The sequence below is a fragment of the Hyphomicrobium sp. MC8b genome (genome assembly GCF_905067615.1).
Classification (GTDB): Bacteria; Pseudomonadota; Alphaproteobacteria; order Rhizobiales; family Hyphomicrobiaceae; genus Hyphomicrobium_B.
Genome location: NZ_LR898465.1, coordinates 4,239,129 through 4,259,047, shown reverse-complemented (window position 1 = coordinate 4,259,047; position 19,919 = coordinate 4,239,129). Strand labels below are relative to the sequence as shown.

The window sequence follows — 19,919 nt, the reverse complement described above, 5'->3', positions numbered from 1 at the left end:
TCTCCTCACCTCGTCCCTTAAGTCTTGGGAATCTGCCTTTGGTGCGCCCCAAGTTGGAGGCAAACCTAGCACGACCGATTCTCGGAGGAAGCTTCTAGTCCGTTGAACGCCCCTTTGGATAGCCTGCTTGAAATCCTGGATAACGGCGCGACAGCCGGCGCCCGCAGCGTGCCGGTATTGATGCCGGTCGCGCTCGACCAGACTTACGACTATCTGGTGCCGGAAGGCATGGAAGCAGGCCCCGGATCCTTCGTGCTCGTGCCGTTTGGGCCGCAGACCCGCATTGGCATCGTCTGGGACGGCCCGCGCGGTGATGGCAAGCCGGTCGATCCCAAGAAAATGAAAGCGCTGACCAGCGGCATTGACGCCCCTCCCCTCCCCGAAATTTCCATGCGGTTCGCGGAATGGGTGGCCCGGTACACGCTGGCGCCGCTGGGCATGGTCGTCCGCATGATGATGAGCGCCGATACCGCATTCGAGCCGCCCAAGCATCGCTTTGGCGTCGCGATCGTGGCCGGCGCTGCGCCGCCCGCCAAAATGACGCCCGCCCGCACCCGCGTGCTGGATGTGGCCGCCGACGGCCTCGTGCGCGCCAAATCCGATCTCGCCCATCTCGCGGGTTGTTCGACCGGCGTGATCGACGGCCTCGCGGCGGCCGGCATGCTCGTTGAAGTCGCGATCCCCGAGCGCGTCTTCCCGCGCCCCAATCCAGCGCATGCGACGGCGACCTTCACAGCGGACCAGACCCGCGCCGTCGACTCCCTCAAAAGCGCTGTCGATGCGCAGAATTTCTCGGTCACGCTGCTCGATGGCGTGACGGGATCGGGCAAGACGGAAGTCTATTTCGAAGCCGTGGCCCGTGCGCTTGAAGCAGGACAGCAAACGCTCATCCTGCTCCCTGAAATTGCGCTGACGAGCCAGTTTCTCGATCGGTTTGAGCGCCGCTTCGGCGTCCGGCCTGTCGAATGGCATTCGGCTTTGAGCCCCGCCGAACGCGGCCGCATCTGGAAGGGCGTCGCGCGCGGTGACGTGCGTTGCGTCGTCGGCGCCCGGTCTGCGCTCTTCCTGCCGTTTTGCCAGCTCGGTCTGATCGTCGTCGACGAGGAGCATGACCAGGGTTTCAAGCAAGATGATCGCGTGCACTACCAGGGCCGCGACATGGCCGTCGTCCGTGGCAGCCTTGGGAAGTTTCCGGTTGTGCTCGCCTCCGCCACGCCATCGATCGAAAGCCACGTCAATGCGCTGATCGGGCGCTATCGCCACGCCGTGCTGCCGGGGCGGTTCTCGGGCGTGGAAATGCCGGACGTCTCGGCAATCGATTTGCGGTCGGAGAAACTGGAACCGGGCAAGTGGCTGTCGCAGCGCCTCGTTCAAGGCATCACCGAGACGATGGAGAAAGGCCAGCAATCGCTGCTTTTTCTCAATCGTCGCGGCTACGCGCCGTTGACGCTTTGCCGGTCTTGCGGCCATCGCCTCGAATGTCCGCAATGTACAGCTTGGCTCGTCGAGCATCGCTTCAGGAAAAAACTGACCTGCCACCATTGCGGCTTCTCGCTCGCGCTGCCTGAGAAATGCCCAAAGTGCGCGACACCCGGCTCGCTCGTCGCCTGTGGTCCCGGCGTGGAGCGTGTGCAAGAGGAAGTCGCCGAGCGCTTTCCCGATGCACGCGTCGCGCTGCTCTCGTCGGATTTGATTCCCGGCTTGACCGAGATGCGTGAAATCATCCGCAGCATCGAAGCCCGCGAATTCGACATCATCATCGGTACGCAAATCGTTGCCAAGGGCCACAACTTCCCGGGTCTCGCGTTGGTCGGTGTCGTCGATGGCGACTTGGGCCTCGCGCATGGCGCCGATCCGCGCGCAGCAGAACGCACGTTCCAGCTTTTGCACCAGGTGACGGGCCGCGCTGGGCGCACGAGCTTCGTCGGTCGTGGCTTGGTGCAAACCTATGCACCCGAACATCCCGTCATGCAGGCGATCGTTGCCGGTGACCGCGACGCCTTCCTGAATTACGAGGTGCGGACGCGGCAGGCCGGCCTGTTGCCGCCCTACGGCCGCTTGGCTGCGATCATCATTTCATCGCGCGACAAGGCGCTGACAGAAACCGTCGCGCGCGACATCGCCCGTCGTGCGCCGCAAAGCGACGCGATCTCAGTCTTAGGCCCATCGGAGGCGCCGATCTCGGTCGTGCGTGGTCGTTATCGCTGGCGCCTGCTCGTCAAAGCCCCACGCGACGTCGATTTGCAAAGCTACCTGCGCGCCTGGGCTGGAACGATTCCAAAACTGAAATCCGATGTCCGCATCACTGTCGATATCGACCCCTACAATTTCCTTTGAGGCCGCAAATCGCGCGCATCCGCAGGCTCTGCGGCATGTTTGCCATAAGCGCGACGGCATCGTGAGACGCGTCGTTCATGTCATTCCGCGACGGCGTCAAATCGTATAAACGACGTGGGGCTGCACGCCGCTCAGGCGCGCCCGAAATGCAACGTCCTTGAAAGCCTGACATGCCGCTCCGCATAGCCGTTCAGATGGACCCGATCGACCGCATCGATATTCGCGGCGATTCGACCTTCGCCATTCTGCTCGAAGCGCAAAAACGCGGGCACGACATTTTCTATTACACCCCGCCCGATCTGGCGCTTCGCCAAGGCAAGCTACTCGCGCGCGGGCAAACGCTGAAAGTCGAGGACAAACACGGCGCGCACTATGCCCTGTCGGATCCACGCGTCGTCGATTTGAGCGAGCGCGATGTTGTCCTGCTGCGCCAGGACCCGCCATTCGATATGGCTTACATCACGACGACGCATCTGTTGGAACGCATCCATCCCAAGACGCTGGTGGTGAATGACCCTGCGCACGTTCGCAACGCGCCGGAGAAGCTTTTCGTCCTTGATTTCCTCGATCTGATGCCACCGACGCTCGTCACACGTTCGCTCACCGACGTGCAGTCGTTCCGCGCCGAATACAAAGACATCATCATCAAACCGCTCTATGGCAACGGTGGCGCTGCAGTGTTTCGAATCAAGCCCGAAGACGGCAACCTCGGCTCTCTCGTTGAGCTGTTTCAAACCGTTTTCCGTGAGCCCTTCATGGTCCAGGAATATCGCCCCGAAGTGAAAGACGGCGACAAGCGAATCATCCTTGTTGATGGCGAAGTCGCAGGCGCCATCAATCGTGTTCCGCAAGCCGGTGAGACGCGCTCGAACCTGCATGTTGGCGGCACCGCTGCACCGGTCGAACTCACCGCGCGCGACCGCGAAATCTGTGCCCGCCTCGGGCCGGAACTTAAACGCCGTGGGCTCATTTTTACGGGGATCGACGTCATCGGGCCCTACATCACCGAGATCAATGTCACGTCGCCAACGGGCATCCGGCAGGTGAAGGCCTTTGGCGGCAACGACATCGCGGCGATGATTTGGGACGTCATCGAAGCAAAACGACAAGCGAAAGTGTGAAGCGCGGATTTGAGGCGCACGGGGCAGCAAGGGACATCACGATGAAATCAATCATGATCGCAGGTGCCGCAGCCACTGCCTTCAGTTTTGCAGCCGCACTTCCTATCGAGGAAGCCAATGCCGTAACGGCATCGCCCTTCGCGTCGCTGATCGGCCGTTGGAGCGGCTCTGGCATGATCGGCTACAAATCGAGCCCACCCGAAAAAATCAAATGCCGCGCCACCTACCTCACGGCAGGCTCGGAAAACGAGATGAAGCAAACGATCCGCTGCGCGACTTCGGGCGGCAACGTTGAGATCATCAGCAATGTTAAGGAAACCGGCGGCAAGCTCTCGGGCCACTGGAAAGAGACGATTCACAATTTCGAAGGCGACTTGACAGGTGACGTCACTCCACGGGGCTTCCGCGTGATCGTAAAAAGCGCCGACGTGACGGCCAACATGGACATCATGGTGATGGGCAGTCGCCAGGCCGTCGAAATCCAATTCGTCAATTCGCAGTCGCTGCTCGGACTGACGCTTGCGATGACGAAGGGCTGAGCCGAAAGACGGCCGAGCGCATGAGCCTCATCGGCGTTGTCGGGCTGCTCATGTCGACCGCCAGCGTGGTGATAATACCGCTCAGCGGAACAACCCTCGGGTAATATCAATTTAAGAGGGTCTGGAGATTGAGGCCCGTTAGCCTGCTGACGATCTCCGTACTGTCCGCTGGATGAAGCGAGGCGCGCATGGAAGAGATCGAGAAACAAGCTCGTGAGTACCTCAAGGCTTTGTATGGCCTGGGAAAGTCTTCCGCCGACATCCTCGCCGTTCAAAATTTGCCCGCCATTCTCGCTTTCGCGCGCCAGAAAAGATGGATTGTTGAGGGGCCGGATGGCGGCCACGGACTATCTCCCCTGGGTGTCAGAGAGATCGCGCCGGAATGAACCCAGCCTCTCCTCAACAAATTGTTCCATATTTGTTCTTGCCTTTGGCTCGCCACAGTGATTACCTGGAAACGAGGGGTTTTCGGGGGCAGGCATGTACGGCCAGATCTCAACACTCGCGTTCATTGGCATCGAGGCGCGCCCGGTCGAGGTGCAAGTTCGGGTCACGCCCGGCGCAGCGGCCTTCGCGATCGTCGGGCTCCCCGACAAAGCCGTGGCCGAAAGCCGGGAGCGGGTCAGGAACGCTCTTCACGCTGTAGGCCTCGGCCTCCCTTTCAAGCACATCACCGTCAATCTCGCGCCTGCTGACCTGCCAAAGGAGGGCAGTCACTTCGACCTGCCGATCGTGCTCGCAATGATGTCGGCCATGGAGGCAATCGCGCCCGACGCCATAGCGAACTATGCCGCCATCGGCGAGCTGGCGCTGGACGGCTCGATCCGCGCCGTGCCGGGCACGCTACCGGCTGCCATTGGCGCCAATGCGCTCGGCAAGGGTCTGATCTGCCCGGCCGCCACCGGGCCGGAAGCCGCCTGGGCCAGCGAAGAGATCGACATTCTAGCAGCCCCGCATTTGCTATCGCTCGTCAATCACTTCAAAGGCATGCAGACCCTGTCGCGGCCAAAGCCGAACGTTCTCCCTGTCCAAAATTACGCCGCCGACCTTCGCGATATCAAAGGTCAGGAGACCGCCAAACGGGCTCTCGAAATTGCGGCGGCTGGAAAGCACAATCTCCTTCTGATCGGCCCGCCGGGCTCCGGCAAATCGATGTTGGCTTCGCGCCTGCCGTCAATATTGCCGCCGCTACAACCTGAAGAGATCCTTGAGGTCTCGATGGTGCATTCGCTCGCCGGTGAACTGATGGGCGGCAAGTTGACAGTCGAGCGTCCGTTCCGCGCGCCGCATCATTCCGCCAGCATGGCGTCGCTCGTCGGCGGCGGCTCGCGCCCACGCCCCGGAGAAGTCTCGCTGGCGCACCACGGCGTGCTGTTTCTCGACGAGCTGCCGGAATTCCAGCCCAACGTGCTCGACGCATTGCGGCAGCCGTTGGAAGCCGGCGAAACTGTCATTGCCCGAGCAAACCACCGGATTTCCTATCCCTCGCGAATCCAGCTCATCGCCGCGATGAACCCCTGTAAGTGCGGTGGCGGTAATCCTGCCGAGCCGTGTCGGCGCGGACCCCGCTGCGCTGCCGACTATCAGGCGCGCGTCTCAGGTCCGCTGCTCGATCGCATCGATCTGCAAATAGAGGTGCCCGCAATCTCTGCGGCCGATCTGGTCTTGCCCGCCCCATCCGAAGGCAGTTCCGAAGTTCGCATCCGCGTTGCCGCCGCGCGTGACCGTCAGCTCGCGCGCTTCGCGGCGCTGGGTGCCAGAGGTGTACGCACCAATGCCGACTGTTCAGCCGCTCTGCTCGAACAAACCGCAATGCCGGATGAGGCCGGCGTCGCGTTGCTTCGCCGCGCAGCCGAGACGATCGGCCTCTCCGCGCGCGGCTTTCACCGCACGCTGAAAGTTGCGCGAACTATTGCCGATCTTGAAGGCTCAGAAAACGTCGCCCGGGCTCACGTCGCAGAGGCCTTAAGCTACCGCGGCGAAACCCTGCGCCAGGCGCGTGCCGCATAAGCAAGGTTGAAACACGAGGAACAGAAATGGAGTTTCCGCGCTCGTCGGTCGTCAAGTCCGCTGACTACGATCCCGAAGCACGAACACTCGATGTCACCTTCCGGACGGACCGGCGCTACACCTATTTCAGCGTCCCGGAGCACGTTTTCGATGCCCTCGTCACGGCATCATCAGCGGGTGAATATTTCAACACCCATATCCGCGATCACTACGACAGCCTCGAACGCCATTAGGGCCAAAAAATCCGGGACCCGAAGGCCCCGGACGAACAAAACATTCACAACTCGCTGTCTCGCTGATCTCAGCCGAACACCGACTTGACGCCGGCCTGCATCGCTGCCGCCTGCGCCGCATTGCGGAGCAGACACGCAATCGTCATCGGTCCGACGCCGCCCGGAACCGGCGTGATCGCGCCCGCAACCTGCGCACATTCCGCGTAAGCCACGTCACCGACGATTTTCGTCTTGCCGCCTTCCGATGGCACGCGGTTGATGCCGACGTCGATAACGGTCGCGCCCGGTTTGATCCAGCTACCCTTGACCATCTCGGGAATGCCGACGGCAGCAATCACAAGGTCGGCACCTCTGACGACGCTCTCGATATCCTTCGTTCGCGAATGCGCGATCGTCACGGTGCAGTTCTCGCGTAGCAGCAGCGCGGCTACGGGCTTACCGACGATGTTGGAACGCCCGATCACGACGGCATTCATACCCGACAGGCTCTGATGCACCGTCTTGGCCAGGATCACCGAACCCGTCGGCGTGCAGGGGACCAGCGCCCGCTCGCCGACCCAAAGACGGCCGACGTTCACCGGATGGAAACCGTCGACGTCCTTGTCCGGGTTGATGAGGTTCAGAACCTTTTCGGCGTTGATGTGCTTGGGCAGCGGCAGCTGCACCAGAATGCCGTGGCAGGCCGGATCGTTGTTCAGCTTCTCGACCATCGAGAGCACGTCCGCTTCGCTCGTTTCGGCGGGAAGCCGGTGCTCCCACGAGTTCATGCCAACTTCGACGGTCTGCTTCGCTTTGTTCGCAACATAGACCTTACTCGCGGGGTCTTCGCCAACGAGCACGACCGCGAGGCCGGGTTTCAGCCCATGTTCTTTCTGAAGCCGCGCGACTTCCGCCGCCACCTCGGCGCGGACCTTCGCCGCAATCTCTTTTCCATCGATGACCTGGGCTGACATTCCTCTCGTTCCTCCTCGTTTTCCTATTTTTTGAATTCGCCTATCCGGTCCTGCAATCGTCTGTCGAGTTCGTCCGGATCGCCGGATATCCGTAAGGATTTGAGCCGTGATTTCCCGCCCTTAGCGAGCGAAACAGACTGCTTCGCCACGCCCAGCCATCGGGCCACGAGCTCTTCGAGAGCTCGGTTCGCCGCTCCATCCTCGGGAATTGCGCGCACGCGCGCTTGAAAGGCCGGACCGTCGGGGGTTTCGACAATCCCGTCAACCGCCTCTTTGCTGGATTTTGGCGTTAAGCGGAAGCGCGCAATGACGCACGCGGTATCGTGCCACCAGGCGCTGTCAGCCGACTGCGCGCCGCCGGACGCCGCCGTCACACGACGGCCTTGGCGATGTTCGGCAGCACGACAGTCTGGATGAAATAACAGGCGAGCAGCAAGATCACCGGCGAGATATCGAGCCCGCCCATGTTCGGCATCGCATTGCGAATGGGGGCGAGCAGTGGCTCCGTCACGGCGTTGAGCGCCTGCCAGATCGACCGCACGATCGGATTGTAGGGGTTAACCACCCCGAATGCCATGAGCCAGCTGACGATCACCACGGCGATAACGACGTAGGTATAAAGCGTGATGAGATAGTTGATAAAGCCCAGAAGCTCGAGCATTCGCCGTCCCGCAATTTGGTGTCGTTGCGCCATGTAGCCCCGACACCCTGCCCCCTGCAAGCCTTTGGCCCGACTTGTGTCCAGACTTTCGCGCCCGAACTGCGAATGGGGTTATCAGGGTACCCAAAGTCTAGCGCGATTGTCGCAGTTTCCGCGCAAACGGCCGTCCGCCGTCCCGTGCCCTAGGATGCCGACGAGCGGAGCGGATTTCTTGACAACTACTCAGGGCGAACCCTAAATGCCGCGCATCCGGGGCCGTAGCTCAGATGGGAGAGCGCTGCAATCGCACTGCAGAGGTCAGGGGTTCGATTCCCCTCGGCTCCACCAGCACCATTCTCAGAAGTCTCATCGCTATCGTCTCAACAGGTCGCTGAATTCCGCCGTTTTTCATGTAAAAACTTGATTTCTACCCCTTATTGTCAACCGATGCCGACGAAAGATGGGGAAATGGTGAGCATGGCTCGCTTTGCAGTATTAACTGCTGCAGAAAAATTTATTCGCATCCGCTGGCGTGGGCAGGCCTTCAATTCCCCAAAGTGCCTCCGAATTTCGCCTGCCCAAAGCCGGAAGCCGTCGGACGCTGACAAATTTTATTCCCAGCTCTCGGCGCGACACTAATACCGGCAGCGGTTCATGGGAGCCGATACTGCTCTACAACTACCTGGGACATCTATCGAAAAAGTCGAGGATGCGGATACAGTTGAGATGTGTGCCCGGCAGAAATTTAAACGTCACCAGGAACACGATCCTGCTTGCGAAATAGTCTCCTAAAGCGATTGCTTATCTTACGTTCGCTGATCCGGGCTAGCAGGCTCCGAATAACGACTTCCTTCGCGATTAGCTGTTGATGCAAATTAACATTCACCACGTGGCTCCCCGGCGACATGTTGATCCAGGGCGTGGCCGGGTCAATCGCGGCTGCGAAGAAAGATAAGTTAGATTGGCAGCCTATGAAGACGCTGCTGCGCGAAAGACAATAGGCGTCGACAATGGCCTCGACGGCTAGCCTATATGGCCCTGCCTGAGGATTTTCAGGATCGTGTATCGGTTCTCCATTTAGGCTTCGGACTGCGCTTTGGCAAGCAACACAAGCACCGAAACGGCTTTGAAAGTTCTCCAGGATATTCACTTCGTCGGTCGCAACATACAGGCGCCACGGTATCGGCACACGTCGAACTATATTTTCTACGGTGGCGCAAATGAGATCAAATGGTACCGGCGGCGCTTCGTTGAATTTGTCGGTCCCTCTTACATGAACGCCAATGCAAAATGTGTCTCCAACCTTCTCACGCCAAAGCTCTTCAACAGATTCCAGAATTTCAGAGCGAGGTCGAACATACGCTGCGATGATTTCCGACGTGCGGAAGCGATTTGTTAGTAGGCGAAGGGCCATCTCGCTGGCGAACTCTTCGGCTTCGGTCCGTTTGGGCACTTCGGTAAATCTGGATCCCATTACGAGGCCAGCAGGCCACTCGAAGTAATGGTCCCACCAATTTTCGCCACGTGCAGGATCGTGGTATGGGCCGCTATCAAATTTGATGACGGCAATTTCGTTGTTAAGTTCACACCAATCGATAGCCCCTAGAACTGAATAGACGTTGGAAAAGAGGCCATACTTACGAGAGACAATTACCTGTTGAGACACGGGGATCATCCATTTTCGTAGCCGATGATCAATATTCGTCAGTAAGCCGTTTTTTGAATAATTGCCCGCTAGGGCGCAGCGCACGGAGGCTTGACCCACTCAACAACCCTCAGCACCGTCGCCCTAGCCTGACTGCGACCGCATAAGCACTGCACTTTTGATTGCGCGGCGTATTTTTCGTCCAATCGGATCGCGCTTTCCAATGCTAGCCGGCTGGGTATTCCCTAGTGCGCTTTCGACAAGATATTGGAAATTCCAATTATGAGCTTCGCTCAGCGCAACGGATTGAAGTTGAGCAACGGCGGCGATCGCGAGAGGGGCCGTTCGATATGCAGGATCGCTTTTGGAAGTCGGTAATTCAATTTCACAAAAGCGGGAGCCGAAAATTATCTCCGAGAAAGCTGACGATGTTGTTTGCCCGAAATTATCCGAGCCGGCCATCGCTTTCATTGCCTCGTTTTCTACGGACGGGCAGGCGTCTCGCGCATACAGCGCGCATTCGTTCCAGACGTCCTCATTCCAGCGGTCCGAATGTAACAAATGCGTCAGAAACGGTTCCTTTATTCTGAAGGCAGGCACCTCTTCGGAACAGGAATATGGAAATACATAATCCCACCACGGAACACCGAGTTGGAAGCGACGTATGCGATCGTTCGAGATAGTCTTGGGGACTTTCGCCGGAGTGAACGCGACGAGATCGTAGCCCAATTCGAATACGTTGCCACGCGATGCTCCGTGATCCATCACATCCATACGGCGTGCTGCAACAATCGATTTTTGTGACTGCTGAGCTAGAATTTCTGCGCAGCCCTCGGCTGACAGCATGTAAATGTCGGCATTAACGATTCCGACTGCTTCTGCAGATGACACCGTATCTAAAATGGCGCCGAGGCTAGGGCCAAAGCGATTGGGAAAATATGCTTCGTCATTCGATACGCCTAGACAATCTATAAGTCCCAATCGATTGATCGCATCCACTTCGTCGAAACGATTGATGGATAGCGGCCGAAAACCGTTTTTTCTCCAGGAGTCAATACACGATGCAAGATAGCGGGTACCGAGTTCTTCGCCGGTCTTGCGGTCTTTCCGCGAAAAGACGGGTGGCACCGAGGTGATTAGCAACATGAGCAGACTAACCTATCGGTGATGAGCGACCGCACAGCTCTCCCCAGAAGTCCGATTTGGTTTTCATAAATTGTGGAGGAAAATGCCGGTACGAGGGTGACATAGTCGGGTATCAGCGAAGCATCGAGATGTTTATGACCCAGCCATACGGGTTCATGTCCGAGACATTGAGCAACGAACGATAGACCGCGAGCGGTATTTAAATGGTGCCCGACAGCGTCTCGAATTGCGGGGGCGACGATGGCACTCCGCGACACGGTATCGTCGCGCCGGTGGGACAAAAATTCTTTAGAATGCAGCATTCAAAAAAGACTTTTTTGTCAGAGCATAAATTAGCGTAATGCCACGCAACTACTATCTAAGAAGCGAGATCAATTCGCAATCAATCAGCAAAGGCATTCCGGAAAAAACTGTTGATGATTGCTGTCACAACAGTCGGCTGGTGGTAGCGTGTGGCGTGGTCGAGATCGCGCAGCGTACGGATCAGGCGATGCGGCTCGCCCATATTTGCCCCGAGCACGCGCATCACCTGTTGCGGTGATGGAAGAGCAGATCGTCGCCGTAGTCAGCAGCGGCAACGAGCGCGCGACCAGGTGACAAGAAGACGGCGACCGCGATCTTCAACTTCGAGATGACTATGCGCGATTCTTTTTCATCGCGGATGCGGCCGGGCGAGGTCGATGCCGTGATGGCGATCGTTCCTAATCAATCGGTTCATGGCTTCGATTTGCCGGTGAGCGTTGTGATGAGCTTACGAGTGACTTACGGCGCTGCTGTCATTTTCCACCGTTACGCTGCTGTGTGTTCGTAGATATCTTCCTCCTGGGCGTTATGCATCCGGACGAGCGCCTCGACTGATTCAATAATTCTCTGAGCATCGCGGATGAAATACCGATCGACGCTTTCGACGTGCATGTCATCGGTCAGCCGGGACAGAAGTCGCGCCAGATGCAAAATTTCGCGATGTGCCCGGCTCATGGCTGCAAGAGCAGGATTGCCATGAAGCGAGCGATTGAGGCGAGGATAGACGACCATCTCATCTTCGCGCTCGTGTTCTACAATGCGCATCGAGACAATTTGATACGCCTCGGAAATGAGGCTTACTGCGATGTCCTTCGGTGCATCGTCGAGTTTGTCGGCAATTTCCCGGAGCCTGTTCAGCGCTTCGTTGAGAACTTCGTGGTCTTGTTCCAGTGCGCGGATTGACGAGGGTGCGAGCGCGCCTTGGACTGTAGAGCGGCCTGGGGAAAGTGCCCGTAGCGCATTCAGGATCACAGCCACATCGATCAATTCTTGCGAAATCGCGCCCGCGACCGGCGATAGCATTCCTAGGGCGGCGGCAATCATTGCGATGCCGGAGAGCGTAAGCCCGATAACAATACTCTGCAAGGCTATGCGATATGCTCTTCGTGCGATGGCTACCGCGTCCGCAACCCTGTCGAGGCGATCAACCAAGATGACAACATCTGCGGCTTCCGATGAGGCACTTGCGCCTCTTGCGCCCATCGCCACGCCGACGTCAGCCGCCGCCAGTGCGGGGGCGTCATTTATGCCGTCGCCGACCATGATGGTGGGATGCAAGCGGCGCTCCACCGCTACGGCCTCGACCTTATCGGAGGGCACCCGGTCGGCGAGTACGGCATCAATATCCAATGCCGCTCCGATTGTTTCGGCTGCATCTGCTCGATCGCCGGTCACCATCACAATGCGTTTTACGCCCGAGGTCCTAAGCGCTTGAATGGCTCTTGGCGATTCACGGCGAAGTTCGTCGGAAAGAAGCAAGGCGCCGATTGGTTGGTCGTCAACAGAAACAAAGACGCTTAATGCAGAACGCCAGGACGCCCTTCGGAGCGCCCGCACGGCCCAGGACGGAAGTCTACCGTGTGTGAAAATAAATCTATCAGAGCCCGCCTTGACCAGCTTCCCCGCGACGCGCCCCTCAATGCCAGAACCCATCGCTTCATGGACGTTCTCTGGTCCGGTGAGGGTAATGCTGCGGGCGCGTGCGGCTGTTACGATAGCGCCTGCCACTACATTGTGAGAGGCCTGCTCCAATGATCCCGAAAAACGCAGGACCTCTTCGGAGGAGAAATGGGGCGCCGTTTCTATCGCTGCCAGTCTAGCGCCGCCGACGGTCAAAGTCCCGGTCTTGTCGAACATGACCGTGTGTGCGCGTGCCAATGCCTCAAGCGCGGAGCTGCCTTTGATCAGTATGCCGCTTCTCGCAGCGCGCGAAACGCCTGCTATGAAAGCCACGGGAGCTGCAAGAATGAGAGGACAAGGAGTTGAGGCGACGAGCACGGCGAGTGCGCGAACGGCATCCCCCGAAAAGAGCCAAGCGGCGCCGGCAAGTAACAGCGTGGCAGGCACTAATGCCAGAGCGAAGCGATCCGCCACACGCATAAAAGGTGCTTTTGCTGCTTGCGCCGCTGTAACCATTCGAACGATTGCTGCATACGTACTCTCGCCAGCGACAGCGCTCGCGGTCATGTCAAAGGTTTCACCTGCATTGACTGAACCACTGCGAAGAGGATCATGGCGCTGGCGGATGACGGGCAATGGCTCACCCGTCACAGCTGACTCATCGATGGCGCCAACTTCCGACTTGAGAATGCCATCGACGGGAAGGACTTCGCCAGCCCGCACCAGGAGCTTATCGCCGACTGCAATTTTTTCGACCGCAATATCTTCGACGAGCTGACCTGAGTATCGATGAGCAATTCGAGGCGCGCGATCTATGAGCGTCTTTAAATCCCGCTCCGCCTGACCGACGGCATAGTCTTCGAGCAGATTGCCGCCCGAATACATGATTGCCACCACCACACCCGCGAGATTCTCACCGAGAAGCAGGGCTCCGGTCATGGACAGCAGCGCGATCGCGTCGACGCCGAAGCGTCCAGCCGCGAGATCGCGGACAATCGAGATCGCAAGCCCCAGAATTACCGGTAATGTCGCAAGTGCCCAGACGCTCTGCGCCCAAAGAGTTCGGCCGAAGAACCAGAGTAGCCCGCCACTGATGATACCGGCCAATGCGATCGTAAATAGCAGCCGCCGGATCAGACGGTCGGATGGCCAATTTGGCATAAGATCCTCGCCGCGCCCCAACCATTTTAGGAGATAAGTAGCAGAGTTTTTGAAGCGGGCTATTTGATCGTGCGCAATCCGTGGGCGCTCTGCCTCGTCGAAACGGCCGTGGAAAAGAGTGCTCACTCCGCCGCTATGACCTCACGTCGGAGTTTTTGAGAGCGGCTGGACGTTCTCCAGTTCTGATTCTTATGGCTGCGGTCTGGGTGTTTCCACACCACTGGGCGGGAGTATTGGGTAAGTGACGTTGGGTTACTGGCCGGTCAGCGATTCCAGGAATGATGTGATATTGCTAATTTCCGCGTCCGTTAGGTGTTGCCCGAGTTGGCTTGTTCCCATGACGGCAACACCTTGACGAAGATCCCACGATTTTCCTGTATGGAAGTATAGGGGTGTCAAGGTGATGTTGCGGAGCGGAGGGACGCGGAAACATATTCATCACTGACCGTGTGCGTGACTTGGAAGCGCCCCTTATCATCTGGCGGCAGGAAATCCGCGCCAGGTTTTTCAACCACTCCGAACGGCGCGTACATTTGTCCTCCAACGTTTATGCCGGCATGACAGGACGAGCAGCCTTTATCCATGAACAGCTGCAAACCATTTCTTTGCTCCGGAGTCAGAGCTGCTTGATCGCCCCGCAAGTACTTGTCGAACGGGGCATTGGGCGTGATTAGCGTCGCTTCGAAGGCTGCTATCGCGGTCGCGGCATTTGCCATCGTGATAGGATCGCTGTCTTTCGCGAAGGCTACTTCAAAAAGCTTGCTGTATCCCGGGATGCCTTTCAACATTTGAATGGCGTGCTCGTGAGTGATGCCCATCTCGATGGGATTTTGAATCGGCCCACCAGCCTGGGCTTTCAAATCAGCCGCGCGGCCATCCCAAAATTGGGCGACGTTGAATACCGCATTCAACGCCGTGGGCGCGTTTCGGCCGCCGTGTTGCCATTTGTGCCCAATCGAGTTTGGAAGCATGTCGACGCCTCCAAGCCCTATTTGATGGCAGGTATTGCAACTAATGTTATGACTTTGTGAAAGACGCGGATCGAAATAGAGAGCTTTGCCGAGGTTCACCATCGCGGGCGTCGAGGCAATCCCTTTAATCGTTGGAGGGGTAAGCGGGATAGGTTCGAAGGTTGCTTGGACCTGCTTCATGAGAGGGTCATCGGCCGCATCCGCCGCGATCACGACCACAGCGCTTGCCAGCTGTTGGTCGGAGTCGCGGCGGCAAATCCATCGGCTCAGGCTGTTGCAATTGCCGGAATTGCTGGTGTCACACCAGGCGCAATGTCCATGGCAGCCGGAGAGTACGTTTCTGTTTCCTCGCAGTCCGATATCGAGCGAGCAGATATCGCGCGCGAAAAGCAGGCGATTGAAAGCGATCGATGTCGAATACGCGGAGCTCGTCGCAATTTATCAGCATCGAGGCCTGTCTCACGACACGGCCAAACTGGTTGCCAAAGAGCTCACTCATTCAGGCGGCTTTTGCGTCCGGCGCCACTTTCACGGTGGTGGGCGGGATGCCGTTACTGGCCGCATCGCTCGCGCCGGAGGCTTATCATTCCAGTCGTTCTTTCGGTGACGGTTCTCACGCTGGCTCTTCTGGGCTATCTCGGAGCAAGAGTCGGTGGCGCACCAATTAGTGCCTCGCTCCTTCGCGTCGTCGGCTGGGGGATCTTTGCTATGGCCGTTACGGCCGGGATTGGGAAGTTCTTCGGCGTCAGACATTGCGCTAAGCATCAAGTGCATCGCATTTGCAAACCCAGATCGTGTCGTCTTAAGTCTGGCAGCCGACAAGCCGGTGCAATTCACGTATCGAGATTATCGTTGTGCAATCAATTGCGCTTGTCCAGCCGCGACCGTCTTGGAGCCTGCTCTGACGGGAATACGTCCGAGAGGGGCGGAGACGCTGTCAGGATATGAACGGCCCGGAATAACCAGATGTCGATCGTCCCAAAGAAGAAGACGTTGTAATTTGGTCACAGGAGAGGTCTACCTTGATGCGATGAAGACATCTTAAGTTGCTGGTTTTAATGGTAGAAATGAGCCGATAAGTAGCTTCCCCTCGGCTCCACCAAGTGCTTTGGAACCGCTGAACTATTTAGCACTTTGTCGTCCCCGACATCAGAGTTGCAACCCCCCTCGCCCGGCCATCGCAGCAGCCATATTAAGAACTTATGCTTTGTTTTCGCCATTCGCGCAAAAGGCGCGCCAGCCTCTGCACAACTCAAGTGCCATACGAATCCTGCGAATTGACTCGTATCAACGGGCTCGGCGATGAGATTTTTATGTTGCCTTCGATACGTCAAGGCTGCCACCAAAAACGGCAATCGCCGAACGCATTCGAAAAACCAAACTGCAGATAGCTTCGCATGGTTGATGAAAAAGCGGACGAGGGAGTGGTCGACGGCGCATCTTCCGTGCGTCTGTTGGCGGTAAGCACTGCGGACCAGATCACCATGCTCGCGGCATCCGACCAATGGACGGCGCCGAATGCGGCCAGCCTGGATGGCTTGATCAGCGCGGTTCTCGCCCGCCCCTCTCTGGGGAACGTGACGCTGGATATGAGCGGTATCGAGCGGATCGATACCTACGGCGCATGGGAAATTTCGCGCCTTCAGCGCGAACTCAGCGCGCGCGGCGGCAAACTCAAGATCTCGGCTCTGCCGGAACAATATGCTGGACTGTTCCGGGCCGTGGAGCAGGCGGCCGAACTTGCCGATAAGGTTCCCTCACAGCCGCGCAAGGAATTTACGGGCCTCGCTGCCATCGGCCAAGGGATGGCCAACTATGGCCGGGGCTTCGTGCTTCTGCTTAACATGATCGGTGCGGTCTGCGCTGCGGCCTTTCGGGCGATCCTGAAGCCTTCAACGTTTCGCTTCACATCGACGGTCCATCAGCTCGACCGCGTCGGCTGGCAGGCGATCCCGATCATTTTTCTGATTACCTTTTTGATCGGCAGCATCATTGCCCAGCAGGGCTTCTTTCATTTCAGAAAGTTTGGCGCCGACGACTATGTCGTCGATATGGTCGGCATTCTTGTTCTTCGTGAAATCGGCGTTCTCATCGTCGCAATCATGGTGGCGGGGCGATCTGGCAGCTCTTACACTGCCGAACTCGGCTCGATGAAGATGCGCGAGGAAATCGACGCGCTCAGAACCATGGGCTTCGATCCGGTCGACGTGCTCATTCTTCCTCGCATTGTCGCGCTCGTCATTGCGCTTCCGCTGCTGACCTTCATCGGCTCGATGTCGGCCCTTTACGGTGGCGAGCTTGTAGCGTGGCTATATGGCGGAATGAGCCCCGAAATTTATGTCGCCCGCTTGAAGGAAGCGATCTCGATGACGCACTTCAAGGTCGGCATGATCAAAGCGCCGTTCATGGCGTTCGTGATCGGCATCGTGGCGTGTACGGAAGGCCTGAAGGTTGGAGGGAGCGCCGAATCCCTCGGGCTTCGTACGACGGCATCGGTTGTGACCTCGATCTTTCTCGTCATCGTCCTTGACGGTCTGTTCGCTGTCTTTTTTGCATCGATCGGTATGTGATGAGAATGGCCTCTCCGGGCAAAGTGCCCGTCATTAGCGTTCGTGACCTGGCCGTCGGGTTCCGAGACCGAATGGTCCTGGATCATCTGTCTCTCGACGTCCGTCCCGGGGAAATTCTTGGCCTCGTCGGCGGCTCAGGCAGCGGCAAATCCGTCCTGTTGCGCACCATTATCGGCCTGTTGCCGAAACAGTCGGGATCAATCGAAGTTTTCGGACATGATGTTGACCACGTCGACGATGAGACCCACCGTGCGCTGCAGCGGCGATGCGGCATCCTCTTTCAAAACGGCGCGCTGTATTCGTCGCTCACCGTAATGCAAAACGTGCAGTTTCCGATGCGCGAGTTCCTGCACTTGCCGGAGGATTTACTCGATGAGATCGCGGCGACCAAGCTCGCGATGGTTGGACTGTCCCGGCTCGACGCCAACAAGCTGCCGTCGGAGCTTTCGGGCGGCATGACGAAACGCGTCGCCATGGCTCGCGCGCTTGCACTCGATCCCGAGGTCGTTTTTCTCGACGAGCCGACGTCAGGCCTCGACCCCATATCGGCGGGTGATTTCGACTCGCTGATCCGAACGCTGCAGCAGACCCTTGGCCTGACCGTGTTCATGATCACGCATGACCTCAACAGCTTACACACAGTGTGCGATCGCATCGCCGTATTGGCGGATGGCAAGATCGTCGCCGACGGTCCACTCTCGGCAATGCTCGCGAGTGAGCACCCTTGGGTTAAATCGTACTTCCGTGGCCAACGCGGACGCATGCTGGAATCTTCACGCCAACAGTCATCTGGTTGAGACGCCGTTATGGAAATTCGCGCGCGATACACGCTGATCGGACTCTTCACCCTCGCGACTGTCGCGGCGGCGTTCGTATTTGTCTACTGGCTCAACCACGCAGGCGGCTTGGCCCAGCAGGCGCTTTACCGCGCACGTTTCGAGACACCGGTGTCTGGACTTCTCAGAGGTTCGGCGGTTCTCTTCAATGGTATCCGCGTCGGCGAAGTTGTCGCGCTCGAGTTGGCAGCCGACCATCCCAAGCAGGTCACGGCTCTGATCTCCGTTGACAGTACGACGCCCGTTCGTTCCGACACGAAGGTCGGTATAGAATTTCAAGGCCTTACCAGCTCGCCCGTCCTGGCATTGCGCGGCGGCGCACCCGATGCACCCCCCGTCACATCAATCGACCGGCAGCCGCCACTCCTTACCGTCGATCCAAACGACACGCAAAGTCTCACGGAATCGGCGCGAGATATCCTTCATCGGATCGGTGCCGTCATTGATGAAAATCGCGAGCCCTTCAAATCGCTGGTCGCGAACATCAACACGTTTTCGGCATCGCTCGCGAAGAACTCCGATAAGGTCGATGGCATTCTGTCCGGTCTGGAGAAGATGACAGGTGGTGGCAAGAAAGCCGACGCACCCATTGTCGATCTCGAAGCTCCCAAAAAATTTCCGGGCCTCGGCAAGATTCCCGAGGGCCAACTCGTCGTGCCGGAACCAGATATCGTGGGCAGTGTCTTCAATGATCAGGTCGCAATCATGACGCCAGCGGGCGAGCGCTCGAACGCAATCGCCGCCCGGTGGCCGGATACTTTAAGCCGGGTCGTGCAATCGCGCGTCGTGCAGAGCTTTGAAAATGCCGGATACCTGAAGGTCCTTGGACGCCAGCCGGACACGCTCGAAGTCGATTATCAGCTCATCTTGGATTTGCGTAACTTCGAGATCGTGGCCTCGGACACGCCATCGGCCGAGATAGCATTCTCAGCAAAGGTCGTCGGCAAAAACGGACAGATCCTAGGCGCACGCATATTTAAAGCGAGCGTACCGGCGACGATCACCGATCAGGCTGGAATATCGGCGGCACTCAATCAAGCGTTCGACAAGGTCGCGTCCGAACTTGTCGTCTGGGTCTGCAGCGTCGCCTGAGCGCAGCAGCGCGACTTCATTCTCGCGCCCGAGCTAAACGAGATTTAGTCGACGCCGCTCGACTGCCCATCTGATCCGAGTGTGATCGGAATCGGCGATAAGAATTATGCGAACTTGCGACGTTATAGCGCTCACTATCGAGCGCTATAGCGATTTAGAAAATTCAGTATCGCGGCAATGCCAAGCACCATATTCAGCCAACCGCAGATCGCCGATCCCGCACAGGGCCGCGGCGATTGATGAGAAATACCGTCTGCCCGATTGTGCGTCGCTGAATGCGTCCCCCTGAATCCAACAGACACCACACGAATCCCATTTCTATATAATCGGCAATCTCCGAGCCCTTTCCTGGAAACCTGCTTGTCCAGTTTGGGCAACTCGTCAGCTCAGCGATTTAAGAAGCGGGAGAGGCCGATTTGTGCTGATTTTATAGACGATGCAACTCGCGCGTATGCGGAATGGCCTTTTTCTTCGAATGGCAGGTGGATGTCACGCAGCGAACGAAGGCGCCCCTTCCCATAAGGAAAAAAATTTTCCATTATTATATTGAAAACAGGCCAGCCGAATTTGAAATATTGATGGCAAATTGGGAGCTGCGCGGTCCGAATATTTTTCAAATACGATATTGGCCTTTAGTTTCAATCCGATATTTTTGGCGTTAGGCCATCATTAACACCTCGCCTACATATAATGGCCTAGGCTTATTGTCGTTCAGTAAGTCATGAAAGCGGGGCGGAGTTTT

At 57.9% G+C, this 19,919-nt stretch carries 18 protein-coding genes and 1 tRNA gene; 12 read left to right on the top strand and 7 right to left on the bottom strand.

From position 1 onward, the window contains the following. The first annotated feature begins 102 nt into the window (after nt 1-102). The 6 genes from ACLB1Z_RS20380 (at nt 103) to ACLB1Z_RS20355 (ending at nt 6,240) form a co-directional block, all read left to right on the top strand. A complete protein-coding gene (locus ACLB1Z_RS20380) occupies nt 103-2,337 on the top strand; it encodes a primosomal protein N' (protein ID WP_409561473.1) in 2,235 nt (744 codons plus the stop codon). A 170-nt stretch (nt 2,338-2,507) separates the two neighbouring features. Further along, nucleotides 2,508-3,458, top strand: coding sequence for a glutathione synthase (gene gshB, locus ACLB1Z_RS20375; RefSeq protein ID WP_409561472.1), 951 nt, complete (start codon nt 2,508-2,510; stop codon nt 3,456-3,458). Between the two features lie 41 nt (nt 3,459-3,499). Continuing rightward, on the top strand, nt 3,500-3,997 hold the full coding sequence (locus ACLB1Z_RS20370) for a hypothetical protein (RefSeq protein ID WP_409561471.1): 498 nt from the start codon (nt 3,500-3,502) through the stop codon (nt 3,995-3,997). A gap of 188 nt (nt 3,998-4,185) precedes the next feature. After that, on the top strand, nt 4,186-4,383 hold the full coding sequence (locus tag ACLB1Z_RS20365) for a hypothetical protein (protein ID WP_013950108.1): 198 nt from the start codon (nt 4,186-4,188) through the stop codon (nt 4,381-4,383). Between the two features lie 94 nt (nt 4,384-4,477). Then, complete coding sequence (locus ACLB1Z_RS20360; RefSeq protein ID WP_409561470.1) at nt 4,478-6,007, top strand: YifB family Mg chelatase-like AAA ATPase; 1,530 nt, start codon at nt 4,478-4,480, stop codon at nt 6,005-6,007. Nucleotides 6,008-6,033: 26 nt separating this feature from the next. Beyond that, nucleotides 6,034-6,240, top strand: coding sequence for a KTSC domain-containing protein (locus ACLB1Z_RS20355; RefSeq protein ID WP_409561469.1), 207 nt, complete (start codon nt 6,034-6,036; stop codon nt 6,238-6,240). 68 nt (nt 6,241-6,308) lie between these two features. Here the strand turns inward: ACLB1Z_RS20355 and folD are convergent, their stop codons facing one another. From folD to ACLB1Z_RS20340, 3 genes are read right to left on the bottom strand one after another with little or no spacing between them, the layout of a single operon-like run. Further along, the gene (folD, locus tag ACLB1Z_RS20350) at nt 6,309-7,193 is read right to left on the bottom strand and encodes a bifunctional methylenetetrahydrofolate dehydrogenase/methenyltetrahydrofolate cyclohydrolase FolD (RefSeq protein ID WP_409561468.1); all 885 of its coding nucleotides are present in this window, start codon (nt 7,191-7,193) and stop codon (nt 6,309-6,311) included. Between the two features lie 23 nt (nt 7,194-7,216). After that, nucleotides 7,217-7,567, bottom strand: coding sequence for a DUF167 family protein (locus tag ACLB1Z_RS20345; protein WP_409561467.1), 351 nt, complete (start codon nt 7,565-7,567; stop codon nt 7,217-7,219). Continuing rightward, nucleotides 7,564-7,854, bottom strand: coding sequence for a YggT family protein (locus ACLB1Z_RS20340; protein WP_013950096.1), 291 nt, complete (start codon nt 7,852-7,854; stop codon nt 7,564-7,566). The genes ACLB1Z_RS20345 and ACLB1Z_RS20340 overlap by 4 nt, the downstream gene beginning before the upstream one ends. A 251-nt stretch (nt 7,855-8,105) precedes the next feature. Between ACLB1Z_RS20340 and ACLB1Z_RS20335 the strand changes: the two genes are divergently transcribed. Beyond that, nucleotides 8,106-8,181, top strand: a tRNA-Ala gene (locus ACLB1Z_RS20335). 397 nt (nt 8,182-8,578) lie between these two features. Here the strand turns inward: ACLB1Z_RS20335 and ACLB1Z_RS20330 are convergent. Beyond that, nucleotides 8,579-9,598 (bottom strand): O-fucosyltransferase family protein, encoded by a 1,020-nt coding sequence (locus ACLB1Z_RS20330; RefSeq protein ID WP_409561466.1) that lies wholly within the window; start codon nt 9,596-9,598, stop codon nt 8,579-8,581. Between the two features lie 24 nt (nt 9,599-9,622). Continuing rightward, nucleotides 9,623-10,624: a hypothetical protein gene (locus tag ACLB1Z_RS20325; RefSeq protein ID WP_409561465.1), complete on the bottom strand. Its 1,002-nt coding sequence runs from the start codon at nt 10,622-10,624 to the stop codon at nt 9,623-9,625. A gap of 340 nt (nt 10,625-10,964) precedes the next feature. On the opposite strand from ACLB1Z_RS20325, the gene ACLB1Z_RS20320 reads away from it, so the two are divergent. Continuing rightward, nucleotides 10,965-11,165 carry a hypothetical protein gene (locus tag ACLB1Z_RS20320; protein WP_409561464.1) on the top strand — a complete coding sequence of 67 codons (201 nt, stop codon included), beginning with the start codon at nt 10,965-10,967 and terminating at the stop codon, nt 11,163-11,165. Nucleotides 11,166-11,413: 248 nt separating this feature from the next. Here ACLB1Z_RS20320 and ACLB1Z_RS20315 read toward each other — a convergent pair whose 3' ends face one another. Then, entirely contained in the window at nt 11,414-13,708 is a 2,295-nt protein-coding gene (locus ACLB1Z_RS20315; protein ID WP_409561463.1) for a heavy metal translocating P-type ATPase, read from the bottom strand. Between the two features lie 395 nt (nt 13,709-14,103). Then, on the bottom strand, nt 14,104-14,898 hold the full coding sequence (locus tag ACLB1Z_RS20310; RefSeq protein WP_409561462.1) for a cytochrome-c peroxidase: 795 nt from the start codon (nt 14,896-14,898) through the stop codon (nt 14,104-14,106). Here ACLB1Z_RS20310 and ACLB1Z_RS20305 point away from each other — a divergent pair. The 4 genes from ACLB1Z_RS20305 to ACLB1Z_RS20290 all read left to right on the top strand — a co-directional run bounded on the left by ACLB1Z_RS20305 (nt 14,845) and on the right by ACLB1Z_RS20290 (nt 19,177). Continuing rightward, nucleotides 14,845-15,627 (top strand): VIT1/CCC1 transporter family protein, encoded by a 783-nt coding sequence (locus ACLB1Z_RS20305; protein WP_409561461.1) that lies wholly within the window; start codon nt 14,845-14,847, stop codon nt 15,625-15,627. The genes ACLB1Z_RS20310 and ACLB1Z_RS20305 overlap by 54 nt on opposite strands. A 449-nt stretch (nt 15,628-16,076) precedes the next feature. Continuing rightward, nucleotides 16,077-17,249, top strand: coding sequence for an MlaE family lipid ABC transporter permease subunit (locus ACLB1Z_RS20300; protein WP_409561460.1), 1,173 nt, complete (start codon nt 16,077-16,079; stop codon nt 17,247-17,249). A 5-nt stretch (nt 17,250-17,254) separates the two neighbouring features. Further along, nucleotides 17,255-18,046 carry an ABC transporter ATP-binding protein gene (locus ACLB1Z_RS20295; protein WP_409563318.1) on the top strand — a complete coding sequence of 264 codons (792 nt, stop codon included), beginning with the start codon at nt 17,255-17,257 and terminating at the stop codon, nt 18,044-18,046. Between the two features lie 9 nt (nt 18,047-18,055). Beyond that, nucleotides 18,056-19,177: an ABC-type transport auxiliary lipoprotein family protein gene (locus tag ACLB1Z_RS20290; protein WP_409561459.1), complete on the top strand. Its 1,122-nt coding sequence runs from the start codon at nt 18,056-18,058 to the stop codon at nt 19,175-19,177. Nucleotides 19,178-19,919 lie beyond the last annotated feature (742 nt).

Coding starts and splice junctions, on each gene's coding strand:
- ACLB1Z_RS20365 (WP_013950108.1), top strand. CDS start 4,186: ATGGAAGAGATCGAGAAACAAGCTCGTGAGTACCTCAAGGCTTTGTAT.
- gshB (WP_409561472.1), top strand. CDS start 2,508: ATGCCGCTCCGCATAGCCGTTCAGATGGACCCGATCGACCGCATCGAT.
- ACLB1Z_RS20370 (WP_409561471.1), top strand. CDS start 3,500: ATGAAATCAATCATGATCGCAGGTGCCGCAGCCACTGCCTTCAGTTTT.
- ACLB1Z_RS20360 (WP_409561470.1), top strand. CDS start 4,478: ATGTACGGCCAGATCTCAACACTCGCGTTCATTGGCATCGAGGCGCGC.
- ACLB1Z_RS20315 (WP_409561463.1), bottom strand. CDS start 13,708: ATGCCAAATTGGCCATCCGACCGTCTGATCCGGCGGCTGCTATTTACG.
- ACLB1Z_RS20300 (WP_409561460.1), top strand. CDS start 16,077: ATGGTTGATGAAAAAGCGGACGAGGGAGTGGTCGACGGCGCATCTTCC.
- ACLB1Z_RS20340 (WP_013950096.1), bottom strand. CDS start 7,854: ATGCTCGAGCTTCTGGGCTTTATCAACTATCTCATCACGCTTTATACC.
- ACLB1Z_RS20325 (WP_409561465.1), bottom strand. CDS start 10,624: ATGTTGCTAATCACCTCGGTGCCACCCGTCTTTTCGCGGAAAGACCGC.
- ACLB1Z_RS20290 (WP_409561459.1), top strand. CDS start 18,056: ATGGAAATTCGCGCGCGATACACGCTGATCGGACTCTTCACCCTCGCG.
- ACLB1Z_RS20355 (WP_409561469.1), top strand. CDS start 6,034: ATGGAGTTTCCGCGCTCGTCGGTCGTCAAGTCCGCTGACTACGATCCC.
- folD (WP_409561468.1), bottom strand. CDS start 7,193: ATGTCAGCCCAGGTCATCGATGGAAAAGAGATTGCGGCGAAGGTCCGC.
- ACLB1Z_RS20295 (WP_409563318.1), top strand. CDS start 17,255: ATGGCCTCTCCGGGCAAAGTGCCCGTCATTAGCGTTCGTGACCTGGCC.
- ACLB1Z_RS20320 (WP_409561464.1), top strand. CDS start 10,965: ATGCCACGCAACTACTATCTAAGAAGCGAGATCAATTCGCAATCAATC.